Below are 15,197 nucleotides of genomic sequence, written 5' to 3'. Positions count from 1 at the left end.
CATCAAACAGGGAGCCATATTATGCGCATCGTCTTGATCCACCCCAATTATCACTCTGGAGGGGCCGAGATTGCCGGAAGTTGGCCCCCCGCTTGGGTCGCCTACCTGGCGGGGCACCTGCGGAACGCGGGCTATACCGACGTCACCTTTATCGACGCCATGACCAACCATCTTGACGACGATAGCCTGCGCGACCGACTGCGCGACCTGAACCCCGATGTTGTGGGTGTCACCGCCATTACCCCCTCGATCTATGTTGCTGAAAACATTCTCAAACTTGCACAAGAGGTGGTGCCCGGCGCACTCCGGGTGCTGGGCGGCGTCCATGCCACCTTCATGTACAAACAAGTCCTCTCCGAGGCGCCTTGGGTGGATGTCATCGTGCGCGGCGAGGGCGAGGAGATTTTCCTCAATCTGATCCGGGCTGCGGACAGTGGGAAATGGCTTGAAACACGTAAATCTATCAAGGGCTTGGCCTATTTCGACGGCGATACCATTACCGCCACCCCCGCCGCGCCAACGGTCAAGGATCTCGATGCGATCGACCCCGACTGGTCGCTTCTGGAATGGGAAAAATACATCTACGTGCCGCTCGGCAAACGGGTCGCCATCCCCAACATGGCGCGCGGCTGCCCGTTTACCTGTTCCTTTTGCAGCCAATGGAAATTCTGGCGCGATTACCGCGTGCGTGATCCAAAAAAAGTGGTGGATGAGATCGAGAATCTCGTCAACAATCACGGCGTCGGATTCTTCATCCTCGCGGATGAGGAACCCACTATAAACAAAAAGAAATTCGTCCAGTTCTGCGAGGAACTGATCGCCCGCGACCTGCCGCGCCGGGTGCAATGGGGCATCAACACCCGCGTCACCGACATCTACCGCGACCGCGATCTGTTGAAATTCTACCGCAAGGCCGGCCTGGTGCATGTCTCCTTGGGCACCGAGGCGGCGGCGCAACTGAAACTCGACCAGTTCAACAAGGAAACCACCGTCGCCCAGAACAAGAAGGCGATTCAGCTTCTGCGCGAGGCGGATATCTTTACCGAGGCGCAGTTCATCGTCGGGCTCGACAACGAGACCCCGGAGACGCTTGAGGAAACCTTTCAGATGGCCTGGGACTGGCAACCAGATCTGGCCAATTGGGCGATGTATACGCCCTGGCCCTTTACGCCGCTCTTTCAGGAGCTCCGCGATCAGGTCGAAGTCTTTGATTTCTCAAAATATAACTTTGTCACGCCGATCATGAAACCCGCCGCCATGACGCGCGGCGAGCTGCTGGACGGGGTGATGAAGAACTACCGCCGCTTCTATATGCGCAAGGCGCTCTTTCACTATCCCTGGCGCGGCACCGGCTATCGGCGACGCTATCTCTTGGGCTGTCTCACGGCGTTTCTCAAGGCCGGCTTTGCCCGCACCTTCTACGATCTGGGCAAGGCCGGGTATTGGGGGCCACAGACCAAGAACAAGGTGCATTTCGACTTTGACGAAACCCGCACCATCGCCGAGGCACAGATGGAGGATTGGGAGGCCAGCGCCGACCGTGCCGCCCGCGCGGCAGAGCGCCGTGAAGCGGTACGCGCCCAGATGAAAGACCGCGCCATAGACCGCAACGAGGGCTTCAAGATGCCCAATGGCGCCGATGTCCGCGCCTGCGGCGGCAGCACGCAGCAGATGGATGCCTGACGGCAGTCATATGACCGCCCGCATTGGCCCCAATGCGGTGCTGCAACTGGCCCCCGCGATGGACCGTATCGCGGGTGAGGGCGCGCGCCGCGCGCTCTTTGCCCCCCTGGGATTTGACCCCCTGCCCGACCCGACGGCGATGATCGACGAGGCCCGCGTCGCGGCGCTGCACAGCGCGCTGCGACGGTATCACCCTGAAAACGCGCGCGAAATCGCCATTGCCGCAGGTCAGGGCACCGGAGATTATATCCTCGCCCACCGCATCCCGCACGCCGCGCAAACCCTGCTGCGTGCCCTGCCTGCGCGTGTCGCGGCGCCGATCCTGACCCGTGCCATTCTCGCCCATGGCTGGACCTTCTGCGGCACCGGCACACTGTCTGCAAGATCCGGCCCACCGGTGGTCTTTACCCTCGCCGACAACCCGATCATTCGCGGCGACCACGCCCCGGCCCCGCTCTGCGATTGGCACGCCGCCGTCTTCGAGTGGCTCTTTGCCGGGCTGGTTCATCCACGCGCCCATGCGATCGAATCCGCCTGCTGTGCCACCGGCGCGCCCGCCTGCCGTTTCGAGATCGACTGGCGCTGATGCACCGACGTTGATCTGGAGAGGAAGGGAACCATGCGCGCGGCGCTGCGTTATTCCATCATGCGTCAACCAAAGATGGAGAAACCGATGAACTGGGATATTATCAAAGGCAAATGGAAACAAGCCGCAGGTGCAGCCAAGTCCAAATGGGGCGAACTCACCGACGACGACCTGCAACAGATTGCCGGTGAGCGCGAGCAACTGGTCGGCAAGATTCAGGAAAAATACGGCATATCCAAGGACCAAGCCGAAAAAGAGGTGGATGACTGGTCGAGAAGCGTCTGACGCCTTCAGCATGTTACACTACCCAAAAGCGGTCGACATCGAGTCGGCCGCTTTTGTACTGTCTGGCGGACCGGAGCCTGCGTTCAAAGGAGTTGGTCGTCCTGCGCTCTCTGAGCAACTCACCGATTTACGGCAACGCGCCCCACGATGCGTCAGATGCGCGACAGTCTCCAGGTTGGAAAGAGCTTGGCTTGATTGAAATAGGCACAGGTGTCTTGACCGGAGAAAAGGCCGTCATGCTCTACAAGAACTGTCTGCCAGCCCCGCGCCGTTGCACCCAGAATATCCGTGTGAAGCGTATCTCCGCACATGACTATCCGACCCGGTGAAATACCGGGCAATGAGGCTTCGATCATCTCGTAGACTGCGGGAAATGGCTTGCCGACAAACCGGATGTCGGGGATGCCGCGATCTGCGAGCCGATGACCAAAATAACCGGGCTCGAGAGAGAACCCGTGTTCGCGGGGGGCAACAAGATCTGCATTGGCGATGATCAGGGGTCTTGGCCGCTTGAGCAGCGACGCCTCCAAAAGCGCCTGTCGTTCCAATGACCAGACCTCGGTCGATAGAAACAGAAACCCCTCGACCTGATCATAGCTCGCAGGATCATCGACAAGGCGACGTGTGGGGACCGCGATGTCTGACAGATTGTCCTGTGGTGCGGCGATACATCCCCAAACTCTGCTGTCCAGATGTGCCAGCGTCGCGTCGCGGCTGGTGATGATCTCGTGATCCCTGACCCCCATGCCGAGGGTCCGAAATTTGGACACGGCCCCTGCATGGGTGTAACTGGCCGCGTTCGAGAGAATGCGGATCTGACAGCCGATGTCGCGCAATTCTCTCAGCCGTTGCGCGGCACCGGGAATGGCGGACTCACCGATATTCAGCACTCCATAGGCGTCAAAGACAAAGGCATCGGCATATGCAGCAATGTCATGCAGTGAGCTGATTTTGGATGTTCCGTCTAGAGATGTGGCCAAAGGCAGGCGATGGCGCACAGCCTCGTAGCGGTCGAATATGGTCGCGACAGTATCCATCAGCGTGGCTGGTTCCCTGACTAGGTCGAACTGCGGGTGCCGCAGAACTGGAGATTACATCCAGCTTGGGGAAAACTTACAGTGCAGATAGAAAATTGAAAGTCCAAAACAACATAATGACATTTCATACAGCTGTCACAATCCTAGGATAACGCTTTTATAGCTTGAGCCTGGAGAAAAACGCCAGTTTTCAGAATTGAGCGGATCCCGCTACCGCAAAACTGTACGCAAACCGCGCAACTAAATGTTGCTTTGTTGCATTTCGTGACCAACAATCGGGCAAAACCATGGAAACTGATATGGCGTCCAAGAAAAGCAGGCGACACGATCTGATCCAGCAGGTCGTTCAGGAACAGGGAGGAGTGAGCGTAGGCGCGCTCGCCGAGATGTTCGGCGTGTCGATGCAGACGATTCGCCGCGACCTCGATATCCTGTGCGATGGCGACACGCTGCAACGCTCACATGGACGCATCGAACTGGCGGAAGAACGGCGTAACACGCCGTTTGACCAACGCGCCGGCACAAATCTTGTGGGCAAGCGCGCCATTGCCAATGCTGCGGCGGCGCTGATCCCGAACGGGGCCACTGTCTTTATCTCCATCGGGTCCACCGTGCTCAGCGTGGCGCGGGCGCTACATCGCAAGAAGGAACTGACCATCGTCACCAATAATCTCAGCGCGGCGATGGCGCTCAGCGAAGAGATTTCCAATCGCATCATCCTGCCGGGTGGGGAGCTTCGCCTGCCGGACCGCGATTTCGTAGGCGAGGAGGTGGTCGAGTTTTTTGACCGCTACCGCGCCGAATTCGCCCTCTTTGGAACGGCAGGGATCGGCGCGGAGGGCGAGTTGCTGGAATTCCATCAGGCCGAGGTGCGCGCAACTCATCGTATGTGGCATAACGCGCGGAAATCCATTCTGGTCATAGACCACAGCAAGTTCGGGCGTCTGGCCCCCGCCGTTGGCGGCAAGATCACCCAGATTGACCACATCATCTGCGACCGCCCGCCCGCAGCGCCCTTTGACCGACTGGTCGAGCAGCTTGGGGACCGGATTACCTTTGAAGAGGATGCCGAATGATGTCGGATACATTCGTCGAGGTTCAGAATGTCGCCAAGCGCTGGAATGGGCAGCTTGGGGTTGCGGACGTTTCCCTGTCGATCCCGCGCGGGTCCTTTGTGGCGCTGCTCGGCCCGTCCGGTTGCGGGAAATCGACCACGCTGCGGCTTCTCTCGGGATTGGAATTGCCAGATGAAGGGCGGATCATCATTGACGGCAAGGACGTGACCACGGCGGCACCCTCCGAGCGCAATCTGTCGATGGTGTTTCAGTCCTATGCGCTCTTTCCGCATCTCAGCGTGGCGGAAAATGTGGTGTTCGGCCTCAAGGTGCGTCGGGTGCCCGCCGCCGAGCGGCGCGAGAAGCTGGCGCGCGCGCTCGAAATCACCGGGCTCTTGGGCTATGAGGCGCGCAAGCCGGGCGCGTTGTCAGGGGGTCAACGGCAGCGCGTGGCCCTCGCCCGTGCCATCGTGGCAAATCAGCCGCTTTGCCTGATGGATGAGCCGCTGTCGAACCTTGATGCCAAGCTGCGCGCGTCTGTGCGCAAGGATATCAAGAAGCTGCAACTCGATCTCGGGATCACCGTCATCTACGTGACCCATGATCAAACCGAAGCCATGAGCATGGCCGATATCGTCGTGTTGATGAAGGACGGGCGCATCCAGCAGACCGGCGCGCCCGAGGATCTGTATTACCGCGCCGCCAATACCTTTGTCGCCGAATTCGTGGGCGCGCCGCCGATGGCGCTGATTGACGGCGCGGCGCTGCCCGGTTTCGAGCAGGCGACCAAGATCGGCCTGCGCGCCGAGAGCCTGCGTTTGGCTGCGCCGGGCAAGGGGCGTCTGACGTGCCGCGTTTCAGAATGTGAATTCCTGGGGTCCGAGACCTTCGTGGGGCTGACACATCCCGGTGCGAATGGGTTGGTGATCGCAATGCCGGGATTGCGGCACATTCCGACCGGAGACACGCTCGACATAGATTTCGCCGATGATGACCTGCATTTCTTTGACGTAGAGGGAAACAGGCTTCGGCATCCGAATGGCGTGACGGTGTGACGTCACGTTGGAAAGACCGTCTTTAATTCTTGGGAGAAAATCATGAATACTATAAGAAAGATCACTCTGGCAACCGCTTTGGCGACGCTGACCGCCGCGCCGGTGGCTGCGCAAACCGAATTGACGATGTATTACCCGATTGCGGTTGGCGGTGCGCTGACCGAGGTCGTTGATGGCATCGTCGCCAAATTCGAAGAGGCCAACCCAGACATCAAGGTCAATGCGATCTATTCGGGCAATTACGATGACACGCGCGTGCGCGCGCTTTCGGCCCTTGCCTCGGGAGAGCCTGCGCAATTGGCGGTGATGTTTTCCATCGACGCCTATGACCTGATCGAGCAGGAAAAGATTGTGGCCTTCGAGGATATCGAAGGCGTGGACCAAGGCTGGCTCGACAGCTTCTATCCCGCGCTGATGGCCAATGGCCGGATCGAGGGCAAGACATGGGGCATCCCGTTCCAGCGCTCGACGATCGTGGCCTATTACAACAAGGACATGTTCCGCGCCGCAGGCCTTGATCCCGAGGCCCCGCCGGCGAGTTGGGACGAGATGGTCAGCATGGGCAAAGCCCTGACCAAGGATGGCACCTACGGGCTGATGATCCCCTCGACCGGCTATCCCTATTGGATGTTTCAGGCGCTCGCCATCCAGAACGGCAAGGAGCTGATGTCCGGCGACGGGCTGGAAACCTATTTCGACGACCCGGCAGTCGTCGAGACAATGGAATTCTGGAAATCGCTCTCGACCGAGCATGGCATCATGCCCGAAGGCACGGTCGAGTGGGGCACGCTGCGTCAGGCCTTTCTCGAAGGGCAGACCGCGATGATGTGGCATTCCACCGGCAACCTGACGGCGGTCAAGAACGAAGCCAAATTTGATTTCGGGGTGTCGGTGCTTCCGGCGAATGAGCGGCCCGGCTCGCCCACCGGCGGCGGCAACTTCTATGTCTTCGAGGACACCACAGACGAAGAGCGCGCCGCAGCCCTCAAGCTGATCGAGTTCATGACAGCGCCCGAACAGGCCGCCGAATGGTCGATCGCGACCGGCTATATGGGCGTGTCGCCTGCGTCCTATGAAACGGACGCGCTCAAGGCCTATACCGCAGAGTTCCCGCCCGCACTGGTGGCGCGCAATCAGCTTGAGAACGCCGTTGCCGAATTCTCGACCTTCGAAACAGCGCGCGTGCGCGATGGGCTCAACAACGCCATTCAGGCGGCCTTGACGGGCAGCAAATCGCCCGCCGATGCACTGGCCGAGGCGCAGGACGCCGCCGAGCGGCTGTTAAAAGACTACCGCTGATCCGTCGACCGCTCCGGCGGTTCGCCGGCGTCGGGCATCCGCCCGGCGCCGGCATATGACAAGGTAAAAGGCCGAACATGGCAAGTCACGTGAACACCGAACGCCGCAGACAGGCGATATACGGATGGCTCATGCTGTCGCCTGCCGCGATCCTGCTCGCGACATTTGCCTTTTATCCGTCCTTGGCGACGCTCTGGACCAGCATTTTCAGCCGGGACACGCGGCGCAAGCCCAGTGAATTCGTGGGCACAGAGAATTACACGGACCTCTTCGCCGATCCAACCTTTTGGAAGGTGGTGACGAACAACCTGATCTATGCGGGTGCTACAATTCCCATTTCCATCGCGATTGCCCTTGGCATGGCGCTTTGGGCCAATTCCAAGATCCCGGCACGCGGCTTTGTGCGCACCGCCTATTTCACGCCCACCGTGCTGCCGATGATTGCCGCCGCAAATCTGTGGCTGTTCTTCTACACGCCGGGTCTGGGCGTTCTGGATCAGATCGGGGCGCTCTTTGGTCTGCCATCGGTCAATTGGCTGGGCCAGCCGGAAACCGCACTTTGGGCGGTGATCATCGTGACGATCTGGAAAGAGGCGGGGTTTTTCATGATATTCTATCTCGCCGCCCTCCAGACCATTCCCGAAGACCTCAAGGAAGCCGCCGATATCGAGGGGGCCAGTCGCTTTACCTACACGCGCCGGATCGTGCTGCCGCTCTTGATGCCGACCACGCTCTTCATCATGGTCAACGCCCTGATCAACTCGGTCAAGCTGATCGACCACCTCTTTATTCTGACCAAGGGCGGCCCGAACGACGCCTCGAAACTGATCCTCTATTACATCTGGGAAATGGCATTCGCCTTTTTCGATGCACCACAGGCGGCGGCGATGACGATCCTCGTGCTGTTGGTGCTTGGCCTCGTGGCGGGGATCAAGTTCACCATTCTCGACAAGCGGACCCATTACCAATGAGCGGCCTCTTCCGACATCTCGAGGCCTTCGGCGCGCTGCTTCTGGCCGTGATCTGGATCTCACCGCTGGTCTTCGCCTTCTGGGCGGCATTTCACACAACCTCGGACGCGGTGAATTTCAACGTCGCCGCCCCCTGGACGCTGGACAATTTCCGCACCGCTTGGGCCGGTGCGCCGTGGCTCAAGTATTTTCTCAACACGTTCCTTCTGGTGACGGTCATCCTGATTGGACAGTTCTTTGTCACGACGCTGGCTGGCTTTGCCTTTGCGCAGGTGCGGTTTCCGGGGCGCGATGTCGTGTTCATTCTGGTGTTGATGCAGCTTTTCATTCTGCCCGAAGTGCTGATCGTCGAGAATTATGTGATGATCTCGCGCCTTGGTCTCTTCGATACGATCCTCGGGGTGGGCATGCCCTATATGGCGTCTGCCTTTGGCATTTTCCTAATGCGTCAGGCCTTCAAGGGCGTGCCGATTGAATTGCACGATGCGGCCCGTGTCGAGGGCTGCGGCTGGTTCGGCATCCTTTGGCGGGTCTATGTGCCGCTCGCGCGGCCCACCTATCTCGCCTATGCGCTGGTGTCGGTCTCGACCCATTGGAACAACTTTCTCTGGCCGCTCATTGTCACCAACTCACCCGACACAAGGCCCCTGACCGTGGGGCTGTCGATCTTTGGTGCGCCCGAGAATGGCGTGAACATCAGCGTGATCTCGGCGGCAACACTCATGTCCGTGGCCCCCTTGTTGGTCGCCTTCCTCGTCTTTCAACGACAGTTCGTGCAGGCCTTTCTGCGCACTGGGATCAAATAGAGCATGGCGCGTTTTCTCCACCTGTCGGATCTTCATGTTGTCCCCGAGGGTCAGTTGGTCTCCGGTCAGCTCGACACAGCCCGCCTGTTGCGCCTGGCCATAGACACGCTCACCACACGGCTTGATGCGATTGGGCCAGTTGATGCGGTTCTTGTGACCGGGGATATCAGCGATGATGGCAGCACCGAGAGCTACGAGATTGCGCGCCGGGACTTAATGCGACTGGGACACAGGCTGCTTGTGGTGCCGGGCAATCACGATGGTCGAGAGACATTCAGAGCCGCGTTTTCCGACCTCCCCGAGATGCGGCCCACCGGCCTGATCGACTGGATCGCCGATATCGGGGACACGCGCGTCATCGGCCTTGATACGCTGATCGAAGGCAAGGGCGGCGGCGTTTTGCGCGACGAAAGCCTCGCGCTCTTGTCCGAGGCTCTGTCCACGGCAGGAGGCAGACAGACACTGGTTGCGCTGCATCATCCACCGCTGCGGACCGGACTCCGGTTCATGGATGCTATCGGTCTTGAAAATCCCAACGCTCTAAGGATTGTTCTGGATCAGCATGATGCGCCGGTCCGGGTGCTCGCGGGGCATGTGCACGGCGTCTATCATGGCCTTCTGGGACGACATCCGGTTGTGACGGCCCCCTCCTGCTGTAGTGCATTCGCTCTGGACCTGCGCGAGGATGCGCCGGTTGGGTTCATGACAGGTCCGACGGGATGCGCACTGATCGACACGGGCGCCGGTGGGGTCTGGACCGAATTGCCGTTGCGCCATGGCGAGGGCCCGTTTCGGTTCTGAGATGGCGCGGTGGCAGACCGGCATCGGCGCTATCGATGCAGCCGACACCTCAAGCGAGTGTGCAACGTCCCCTCAACGAAGACGTGGCAAGTGAGATTTCTGGACGGCGCGCTCAAATCAAAGGATCAGAGCTTTCCGGTCGTTCAACGAAAAACCGGAAAGCTCAAAGAGGGTCGCCGAACAGTCAGAACAAGAAATCTGCAGCGTCGATTTGGTCCGCATCAAGGCCTGCAAGCAGGATGCTGCCCCCGGTGCCAGTGATCACAGCCCCCTCGCCGGTGTCCGTAATTGTGAGATCCGAGAAACCCAGCCCCCCCTCGAAGACCAGCAGATCAACCCCGTCCTGAAAGTCGCTCACTGTATCGGCACCATCAGAACTGGCAAAGACAAACACATCCGCGCCAAATCCTCCGGTCAGCACATCGTTGCCCTCACCGCCGCGCAACGTGTCCGCTCCGGCTCCACCGTCCAGGGTATCGTTGGCCCCGCCCCCAAACAGGAGGTCATCACCAAGACCGCCCTGAAGCAGGTCAGTACCCAGTCCTCCGTCAATACTGTCGTCGCCTGCCCCACCGTCGATGTTATCCCGGCCTGCGCCACCGTTGAGTGCGTCTTGTCCATCTCCACCCAGAATCGTGTCATGGCCGATGCCGCCGTTGACGCTATCGTCACCACCGCCAGCGGCAATCACATCGTCCCCAGAGCCGGCATGTATCGAATCCACTCCAACTCCGCCGCCAATCGTGTCGTTACCGCTGGCACCAAAGATTGTATCGGCCCCGGCGCCGCCTGCGATCCAATCGTCGCCCGCCCCGCCCTTCAAAAGATCGTCGCCTTGTCCGCCAGCCACGCCGTCATTGCCGTCACCGCCGTAGAGACTGTCGTTGCCCGAGCCTCCCCGGAGAACATCGTCCCCCTCACCGCCACCGATCACATCGTTCCCGGTGTCCGCCGATAGGACATCGTCACCGCTGCCCCCGGCAAGGAAATCATCATCCAGTCCGCCACCAAGCGTATCGTTCCCGGACCCGCCATTGAGCGTGTCCGATCCAGACCCACCACCGAGACTGTCATTCCCGTCCTCGCCCAGCACCATATCATTGCCTGAGCCGCCGCCCAGCGTGTCATCCCCGTTGCCACCGAGCATGGTATCGTCACCGGCAAGACCGTTGAAAATATCTGCTTCAGCACCCCCGACGATCGAGTCAGGGCCCGGTGTAGCGATGGGTTGCGAGGTGTCGTTCTCCTCGACATCGGTGATGGTCAACAACAGCCCCACCGTATCTTCTACACCTGTTCCGAGTGTGGGGTCGTTCACGGTAACACTGACCTGCAACTCTGCATCACTCTCGAAATCCAGCGCTGCGCCAGCCGCCAGAAAGAGCTCGGCACCGTCGATTTCAAACAGCGCCGCATCTGCGCCCAAGAGGCCCAAAACCGCCTCGCCAAGGCTATCATCGGTCACGATGATATCGGCCACCTTGATCCGATTGGATGTGTCAACATCTTCCGGCAGGCTCATCACCACGTTGTCGAGCGCAACTGTCGGCGCATCGTTGACCGCCGTCACCGTCAGGCTGGCCGTGACCGCCTCGGTGGTCGCGGTGCCGTCGGTCACCGTGTAGGTGAACTCCGCCGCGCCGTTGAAATCCGCATCGGGCGTGAAGGTGACCGTGCCGTCGCCGTTGAGCACAGCCGTGCCGCCGGTGCCCGAGGTCACGCTGGCGATGCTCAGGGTGTCGCCCTCAACATCGCTGTCATTGCCAAGCAGATCCGCCGCCGCATAGGTGATCGCAGTATCTTCGTTGGTGGCGGCCAGCGTCTCGCCGGTTGCCACCGGCGCATCATTGACCGCCGTCACCGTCAGGCTGGCCGTGACCGCCTCGGTGGTCGCGGTGCCGTCGGTCACTGTGTAGGTAAACTCCGCCGCGCCGTTGAAATCCGCATCGGGCGTGAAGGTGACCGTGCCGTCGCCGTTCAGCACAGCCGTGCCGCCGGTGCCCGAGGTCACGCTGGCGATGCTCAGGGTGTCGCCCTCAACATCGCTGTCATTGCCCGTCAGATCCGCCGCCGCATAGGTGATCGCAGTATCTTCGTTGGTGGCGGCCAGCGTCTCGCCGGTTGCCACCGGCGCATCGTTGACCGCCGTCACTGTCAGGCTGGCCGTGACCGCCTCGGTGGTCGCGGTGCCGTCGGTCACCGTGTAGGTGAATTCCGCCGCGCCGTTGAAATCCGCATCGGGCGTGAAGGTGACCGTGCCGTCGCCGTTCAGCACTGCCGTGCCGCCGGTGCCCGAGGTCACGCTGGCGATGCTCAGGGTGTCGCCGTCAACATCGCTGTCATTGCCAAGCAGGTCCGCCGCCGCATAGGTGATCGCAGTATCCTCTGCCGTTGCGGTCAGCACTTCGCCTGCCACCACCGGCGCATCATTGACCGCCGTCACCGTCAGGCTGGCCGTGACCGCCTCGGTGGTCGCGGTGCCGTCAGTCACCGTGTAGGTGAACTCCGCCGCGCCGTTGAAATCCGCGTCAGGCGTGAAGGTGACCGTGCCGTCGCCGTTGAGCACAGCCGTGCCGCCGGTGCCCGAACTCACGCTGGCGATGCTCAGGGTGTCGCCGTCAACATCGCTGTCATTGCCAAGCAGGTCCGCCGCCGCATAGGTGATCGCGGTATCTTCGTTGGTGGCGGTCAGCGTCTCGCCGGTTGCCACCGGCGCGTCGTTGAGGCCGTTGAGTGTGATGGTGACAGTGGCGGTGTCGGTGCCGTTGAGCGTATAGGTAAAGCTGTCCGTGCCCTGCGGAGTGGCACCGCCAGCCCCGCTCAAGGCTTCGAATGCACCGTTCGGATCATAAGAGAACGTGCCGTCGTCATTGACAAGCAAAAGAGCACCAGACGCGAGGGTCACCTGCGTTCCGACATCCGCAGCCTCTCCGTTGACCGCGGTGATTGTAAGATTGCCGTCCACACTACTATCAGCCGTCGTGCCGTTCGCATCGAAAAGGTTGAGACCCACGCCAATTGCCGTTGCCTCGTCGGTCGAGAACGCGTCGTCAATGGCATCGGGCAGTGTGAATTCAACAGCACCGGCCTCTAGCCCGCTACCGAGCAGGCGCACACCGCCATCAGCAGCAATCGAAAGGGTCTCGGCTCGATCCCCGTCGCCATCGGCATCCGCCGTATCAAGCGGCAGATAGGTGACATCGCCAGCATTGATCAGCACCGAGCCAATCTGCGGCGCAAGGGTTTGGACCGGACCGCCATTGTCGGCCAGCGCCCCAAGACCGAGATCGGCAACATTCGTCAGGTTGCCCGCTCCATTGGTAATACTCGGAGCGTCCTTGAATACGTTGTTATAGGCAGAGGCCAGAGAGCCGCCAACAATCCCATCAACCGCCGAATTGTAGATATTGACTGTACCGGCGGCGAACACCGCCGTATCACCCTGCAGGGTGCTGTTCGTGATCGTCAACTGACCGGCGATGGCCCCGACACCGTTCAAGCCAATTCCGCCAGTGTCGGTGTTCCCGGTCACCGTGACATTGACCAGGGTTCCGATACCATCGGCACCCGAAACTTCAAGGGCAGTGACGTATTGCGACGCGTTGCCAGTGAAGGTCGAATTGACGACGTTGGCAGTGCCGTAAATTGTCATGCCACCCGCGGCAAGGAATGATGCCGAGTCGCGGACCGTGGAATTCACCAAGGTCATGTTTGTGTCCGCGCCCGAAAATATGGCACCGCCACGATCTTCAGCCGTAAAGCCGTTGGTGATGTCGAGGCTTCGCAATTCCGCGCTGTTGCCCGCCCCGGAGATCATAAAGACCCGGCTGGCATCGTTGCCGCTGATCGTAATGTCGGCGGCCAGATCCCCGTCAATATCCCCATTGATTATGACACCATCGGCGTCGGTCAACTCGAGGACGCCTTGCGTCAAGACAAGCGTGCCCCCAGCCAGCGACGCGTCGAATGTGACGGTGTTTTCTCCCGCCAGACTGTCGGCAAAGGCGATGGCTTCGCGCAGCGAGATCACGCCGTCGAACTCGTCAACGACATCGTCGAGCGTGGTGACAACCAACTTGGACAGATCCGGTGTAAGTTCAAACGCGCCAAGATCGCGCGCGCTGCCGTTGGTGTTCACAAAATTCGAATCGTCAAAGGCTTCAATGCCGCGTGCGTCCGTTGTCGGCGCACCTGCAGTCGCTTGGTCAATTGCGGGGTTGGTCGGATCATCGAGAAGAGCGACCGTTTCAAGACCGCCGCCATTGTCCGCGAGCAGACCGCCGCCCGTGACAGGGTCAACGGCAGCAAAGATCTCCGCAGATGAAAAGCCGCTGACGATAGAGTTGACGGTGTTGGTGGTTGCTCCGGCCTCGGTGACAATGTCACCGCCGGTGTTGCCGATCACGATCGAATCCGTGATCGTGAGAGTCCCGTCATAATTTTGGATCCCGCCTCCGGTCGTGGCCGAGTTTCCAGTAATCGTGACATTCGTCAGCGTTGAGGGGCCATAGCTGTACATCCCACCGCCGCCAGCATTGCTGGTATTGCCACTGATCGTGACATTGGTAAGCGTTGCCTCGCCGATGCTCGTCAATCCACCTGCGGAAAATCTGGTGCTGTTGGAAACGTTATTGGAAATTGTGGCATTCGAGAGAATGACGGTCCCAAAGCTGAAAATACCGCCGCCATATTCCGCAAAATTGTCACTGATCGTCCCGTTCCGAAAGTCGAACGTGCCGCTCGACACATAAACAGCGCCCCCGGCGTTGTCTGGACCACTGGTGCCCGGCGGGTTCCCGTTCACCAGGTTAACGCCGTTGATGATGGCCGTGCTGTCATCCTGCCAGAAAATGCGGCTCTGGTTGTTCCCATCGAGCGTCACATCCGCTGTGCCATCCCCATCAACGTCCCCGTCGATTGTCACATCTGATGTCAGAACCAGATGCGTTCCAGCGAGCGTGATCGTTCCGCCGGTCTCAAACGCGTCCCCCGTTTCGGATGCGAAAACAATGGTATCTGCGCCGGGATTTGCCCCTTCGTCATTGGCAAGAGCCAAAGCTTCGCGCAGGGATAGCCCGGTGCCACCAGGTGTACCAACGCTCGCACCGACGTCATTTTCGTCCTCAAGAGTCGTGACTGTAAAGGTGGCCATGGGTAATTCTCTTTCTCAATTTTAGGCAACGCGCGCGCGAGCGCGTGTCGGGTATTGCGATTGGGATGTGATGCACAAAAAAGCAGAACTCGAGAGACTGTCACTAAAATAAAGAGACAAAGTCTCTACTCAATCTGATGTCAGAAAGCTGCGGCGCGGTTGCGCCGTCACCTTTGCAGGACCGGTATGAAGCGTGGCAAAGCCGAGTGCAATAGGATATCCATATCTCGATCCAAACCAAAATCTCGCTAAACCTACATCATTAAAATGGATGCGCAATACTATCTAAAGTGAGTATCCTGAGCATTCGTATTGGATATAAACCGATCAGAAACTGAGGCGCGCATAGCCCAATGCTTGCGCTTTTCCGAACGGGATGTGGCGGGTAAACCTTACTGTCTTAATCTTCCGCGACGGAGTTTTGCGACGTGACCGCAGACCGCGTGCCGCGCCTATCGTGACGCCTG

11 protein-coding genes are annotated in these 15,197 nt (G+C 59.9%); 9 read left to right on the top strand and 2 right to left on the bottom strand.

Going from position 1 to position 15,197, the window contains the following annotated elements; genetic code table 11:
• Positions 1 to 21: 21 nt before the first annotated feature.
• From bchE to ROS217_RS12035, 3 genes are all read left to right on the top strand, one after another.
• Entirely contained in the window at positions 22 to 1,683 is a 1,662-nt protein-coding gene (gene bchE / locus ROS217_RS12045) for a magnesium-protoporphyrin IX monomethyl ester anaerobic oxidative cyclase (protein ID WP_009818030.1), read from the top strand.
• Positions 1,676 to 2,269: a bacteriochlorophyll 4-vinyl reductase gene (gene bchJ, locus ROS217_RS12040; protein ID WP_009818029.1), complete on the top strand. Its 594-nt coding sequence runs from the start codon at positions 1,676 to 1,678 to the stop codon at positions 2,267 to 2,269. Before bchE ends, bchJ begins: the two co-directional genes overlap by 8 nt.
• 87 nt (positions 2,270 to 2,356) lie before the next feature.
• Positions 2,357 to 2,554: a CsbD family protein gene (locus ROS217_RS12035; RefSeq protein WP_040651407.1), complete on the top strand. Its 198-nt coding sequence runs from the start codon at positions 2,357 to 2,359 to the stop codon at positions 2,552 to 2,554.
• A 152-nt stretch (positions 2,555 to 2,706) separates the two neighbouring features.
• Here the strand turns inward: ROS217_RS12035 and ROS217_RS12030 are convergent, their stop codons facing one another.
• The gene (locus ROS217_RS12030; RefSeq protein ID WP_009818027.1) at positions 2,707 to 3,591 is read right to left on the bottom strand and encodes an HAD-IIA family hydrolase; all 885 of its coding nucleotides are present in this window, start codon (positions 3,589 to 3,591) and stop codon (positions 2,707 to 2,709) included.
• 299 nt (positions 3,592 to 3,890) lie between these two features.
• Between ROS217_RS12030 and ROS217_RS12025 the strand changes: the two genes are divergently transcribed.
• The 6 genes from ROS217_RS12025 (at position 3,891) to ROS217_RS12000 (ending at position 9,578) form a co-directional block, all read left to right on the top strand.
• Positions 3,891 to 4,667: a DeoR/GlpR family DNA-binding transcription regulator gene (locus tag ROS217_RS12025; protein WP_040651406.1), complete on the top strand. Its 777-nt coding sequence runs from the start codon at positions 3,891 to 3,893 to the stop codon at positions 4,665 to 4,667.
• Entirely contained in the window at positions 4,664 to 5,701 is a 1,038-nt protein-coding gene (locus tag ROS217_RS12020; protein ID WP_009818025.1) for an ABC transporter ATP-binding protein, read from the top strand. Before ROS217_RS12025 ends, ROS217_RS12020 begins: the two co-directional genes overlap by 4 nt.
• Before the next feature lie 42 nt (positions 5,702 to 5,743).
• Positions 5,744 to 7,000 carry an ABC transporter substrate-binding protein gene (locus ROS217_RS12015; RefSeq protein ID WP_009818024.1) on the top strand — a complete coding sequence of 419 codons (1,257 nt, stop codon included), beginning with the start codon at positions 5,744 to 5,746 and terminating at the stop codon, positions 6,998 to 7,000.
• A 77-nt stretch (positions 7,001 to 7,077) separates the two neighbouring features.
• Positions 7,078 to 7,971: a carbohydrate ABC transporter permease gene (locus ROS217_RS12010; protein WP_009818023.1), complete on the top strand. Its 894-nt coding sequence runs from the start codon at positions 7,078 to 7,080 to the stop codon at positions 7,969 to 7,971.
• A complete protein-coding gene (locus ROS217_RS12005) occupies positions 7,968 to 8,777 on the top strand; it encodes a carbohydrate ABC transporter permease (protein ID WP_009818022.1) in 810 nt (269 codons plus the stop codon). The genes ROS217_RS12010 and ROS217_RS12005 overlap by 4 nt, the downstream gene beginning before the upstream one ends.
• 3 nt (positions 8,778 to 8,780) lie before the next feature.
• Positions 8,781 to 9,578, top strand: a complete 798-nt coding sequence (locus tag ROS217_RS12000) for a phosphodiesterase (protein ID WP_009818021.1) — start codon at positions 8,781 to 8,783, stop codon at positions 9,576 to 9,578.
• Positions 9,579 to 9,762: 184 nt separating this feature from the next.
• Here the strand turns inward: ROS217_RS12000 and ROS217_RS23200 are convergent, their stop codons facing one another.
• Entirely contained in the window at positions 9,763 to 14,730 is a 4,968-nt protein-coding gene (locus ROS217_RS23200) for a beta strand repeat-containing protein (protein ID WP_009818020.1), read from the bottom strand.
• Positions 14,731 to 15,197 lie beyond the last annotated feature (467 nt).

Source organism: Roseovarius sp. 217 (assembly GCF_000152845.1).
Lineage (GTDB): Bacteria > Pseudomonadota > Alphaproteobacteria > Rhodobacterales > Rhodobacteraceae > Roseovarius.
Note: the sequence above shows the minus strand (reverse complement) of the source record. Positions and strands in the feature narration are given on the sequence as shown.

What these genes read in the sequence shown, in the direction of transcription:
- ROS217_RS12005 (WP_009818022.1), top strand. Translation starts at nt 7,968, where the DNA reads ATGAGCGGCCTCTTCCGACATCTCGAGGCCTTCGGCGCGCTGCTTCTG.
- ROS217_RS12030 (WP_009818027.1), bottom strand. Translation starts at nt 3,591, where the DNA reads ATGGATACTGTCGCGACCATATTCGACCGCTACGAGGCTGTGCGCCAT.
- ROS217_RS12020 (WP_009818025.1), top strand. Translation starts at nt 4,664, where the DNA reads ATGATGTCGGATACATTCGTCGAGGTTCAGAATGTCGCCAAGCGCTGG.
- ROS217_RS12035 (WP_040651407.1), top strand. Translation starts at nt 2,357, where the DNA reads ATGAACTGGGATATTATCAAAGGCAAATGGAAACAAGCCGCAGGTGCA.
- ROS217_RS12025 (WP_040651406.1), top strand. Translation starts at nt 3,891, where the DNA reads ATGGCGTCCAAGAAAAGCAGGCGACACGATCTGATCCAGCAGGTCGTT.
- ROS217_RS12010 (WP_009818023.1), top strand. Translation starts at nt 7,078, where the DNA reads ATGGCAAGTCACGTGAACACCGAACGCCGCAGACAGGCGATATACGGA.
- bchE (WP_009818030.1), top strand. Translation starts at nt 22, where the DNA reads ATGCGCATCGTCTTGATCCACCCCAATTATCACTCTGGAGGGGCCGAG.
- ROS217_RS23200 (WP_009818020.1), bottom strand. Translation starts at nt 14,730, where the DNA reads ATGGCCACCTTTACAGTCACGACTCTTGAGGACGAAAATGACGTCGGT.
- ROS217_RS12015 (WP_009818024.1), top strand. Translation starts at nt 5,744, where the DNA reads ATGAATACTATAAGAAAGATCACTCTGGCAACCGCTTTGGCGACGCTG.
- ROS217_RS12000 (WP_009818021.1), top strand. Translation starts at nt 8,781, where the DNA reads ATGGCGCGTTTTCTCCACCTGTCGGATCTTCATGTTGTCCCCGAGGGT.
- bchJ (WP_009818029.1), top strand. Translation starts at nt 1,676, where the DNA reads ATGCCTGACGGCAGTCATATGACCGCCCGCATTGGCCCCAATGCGGTG.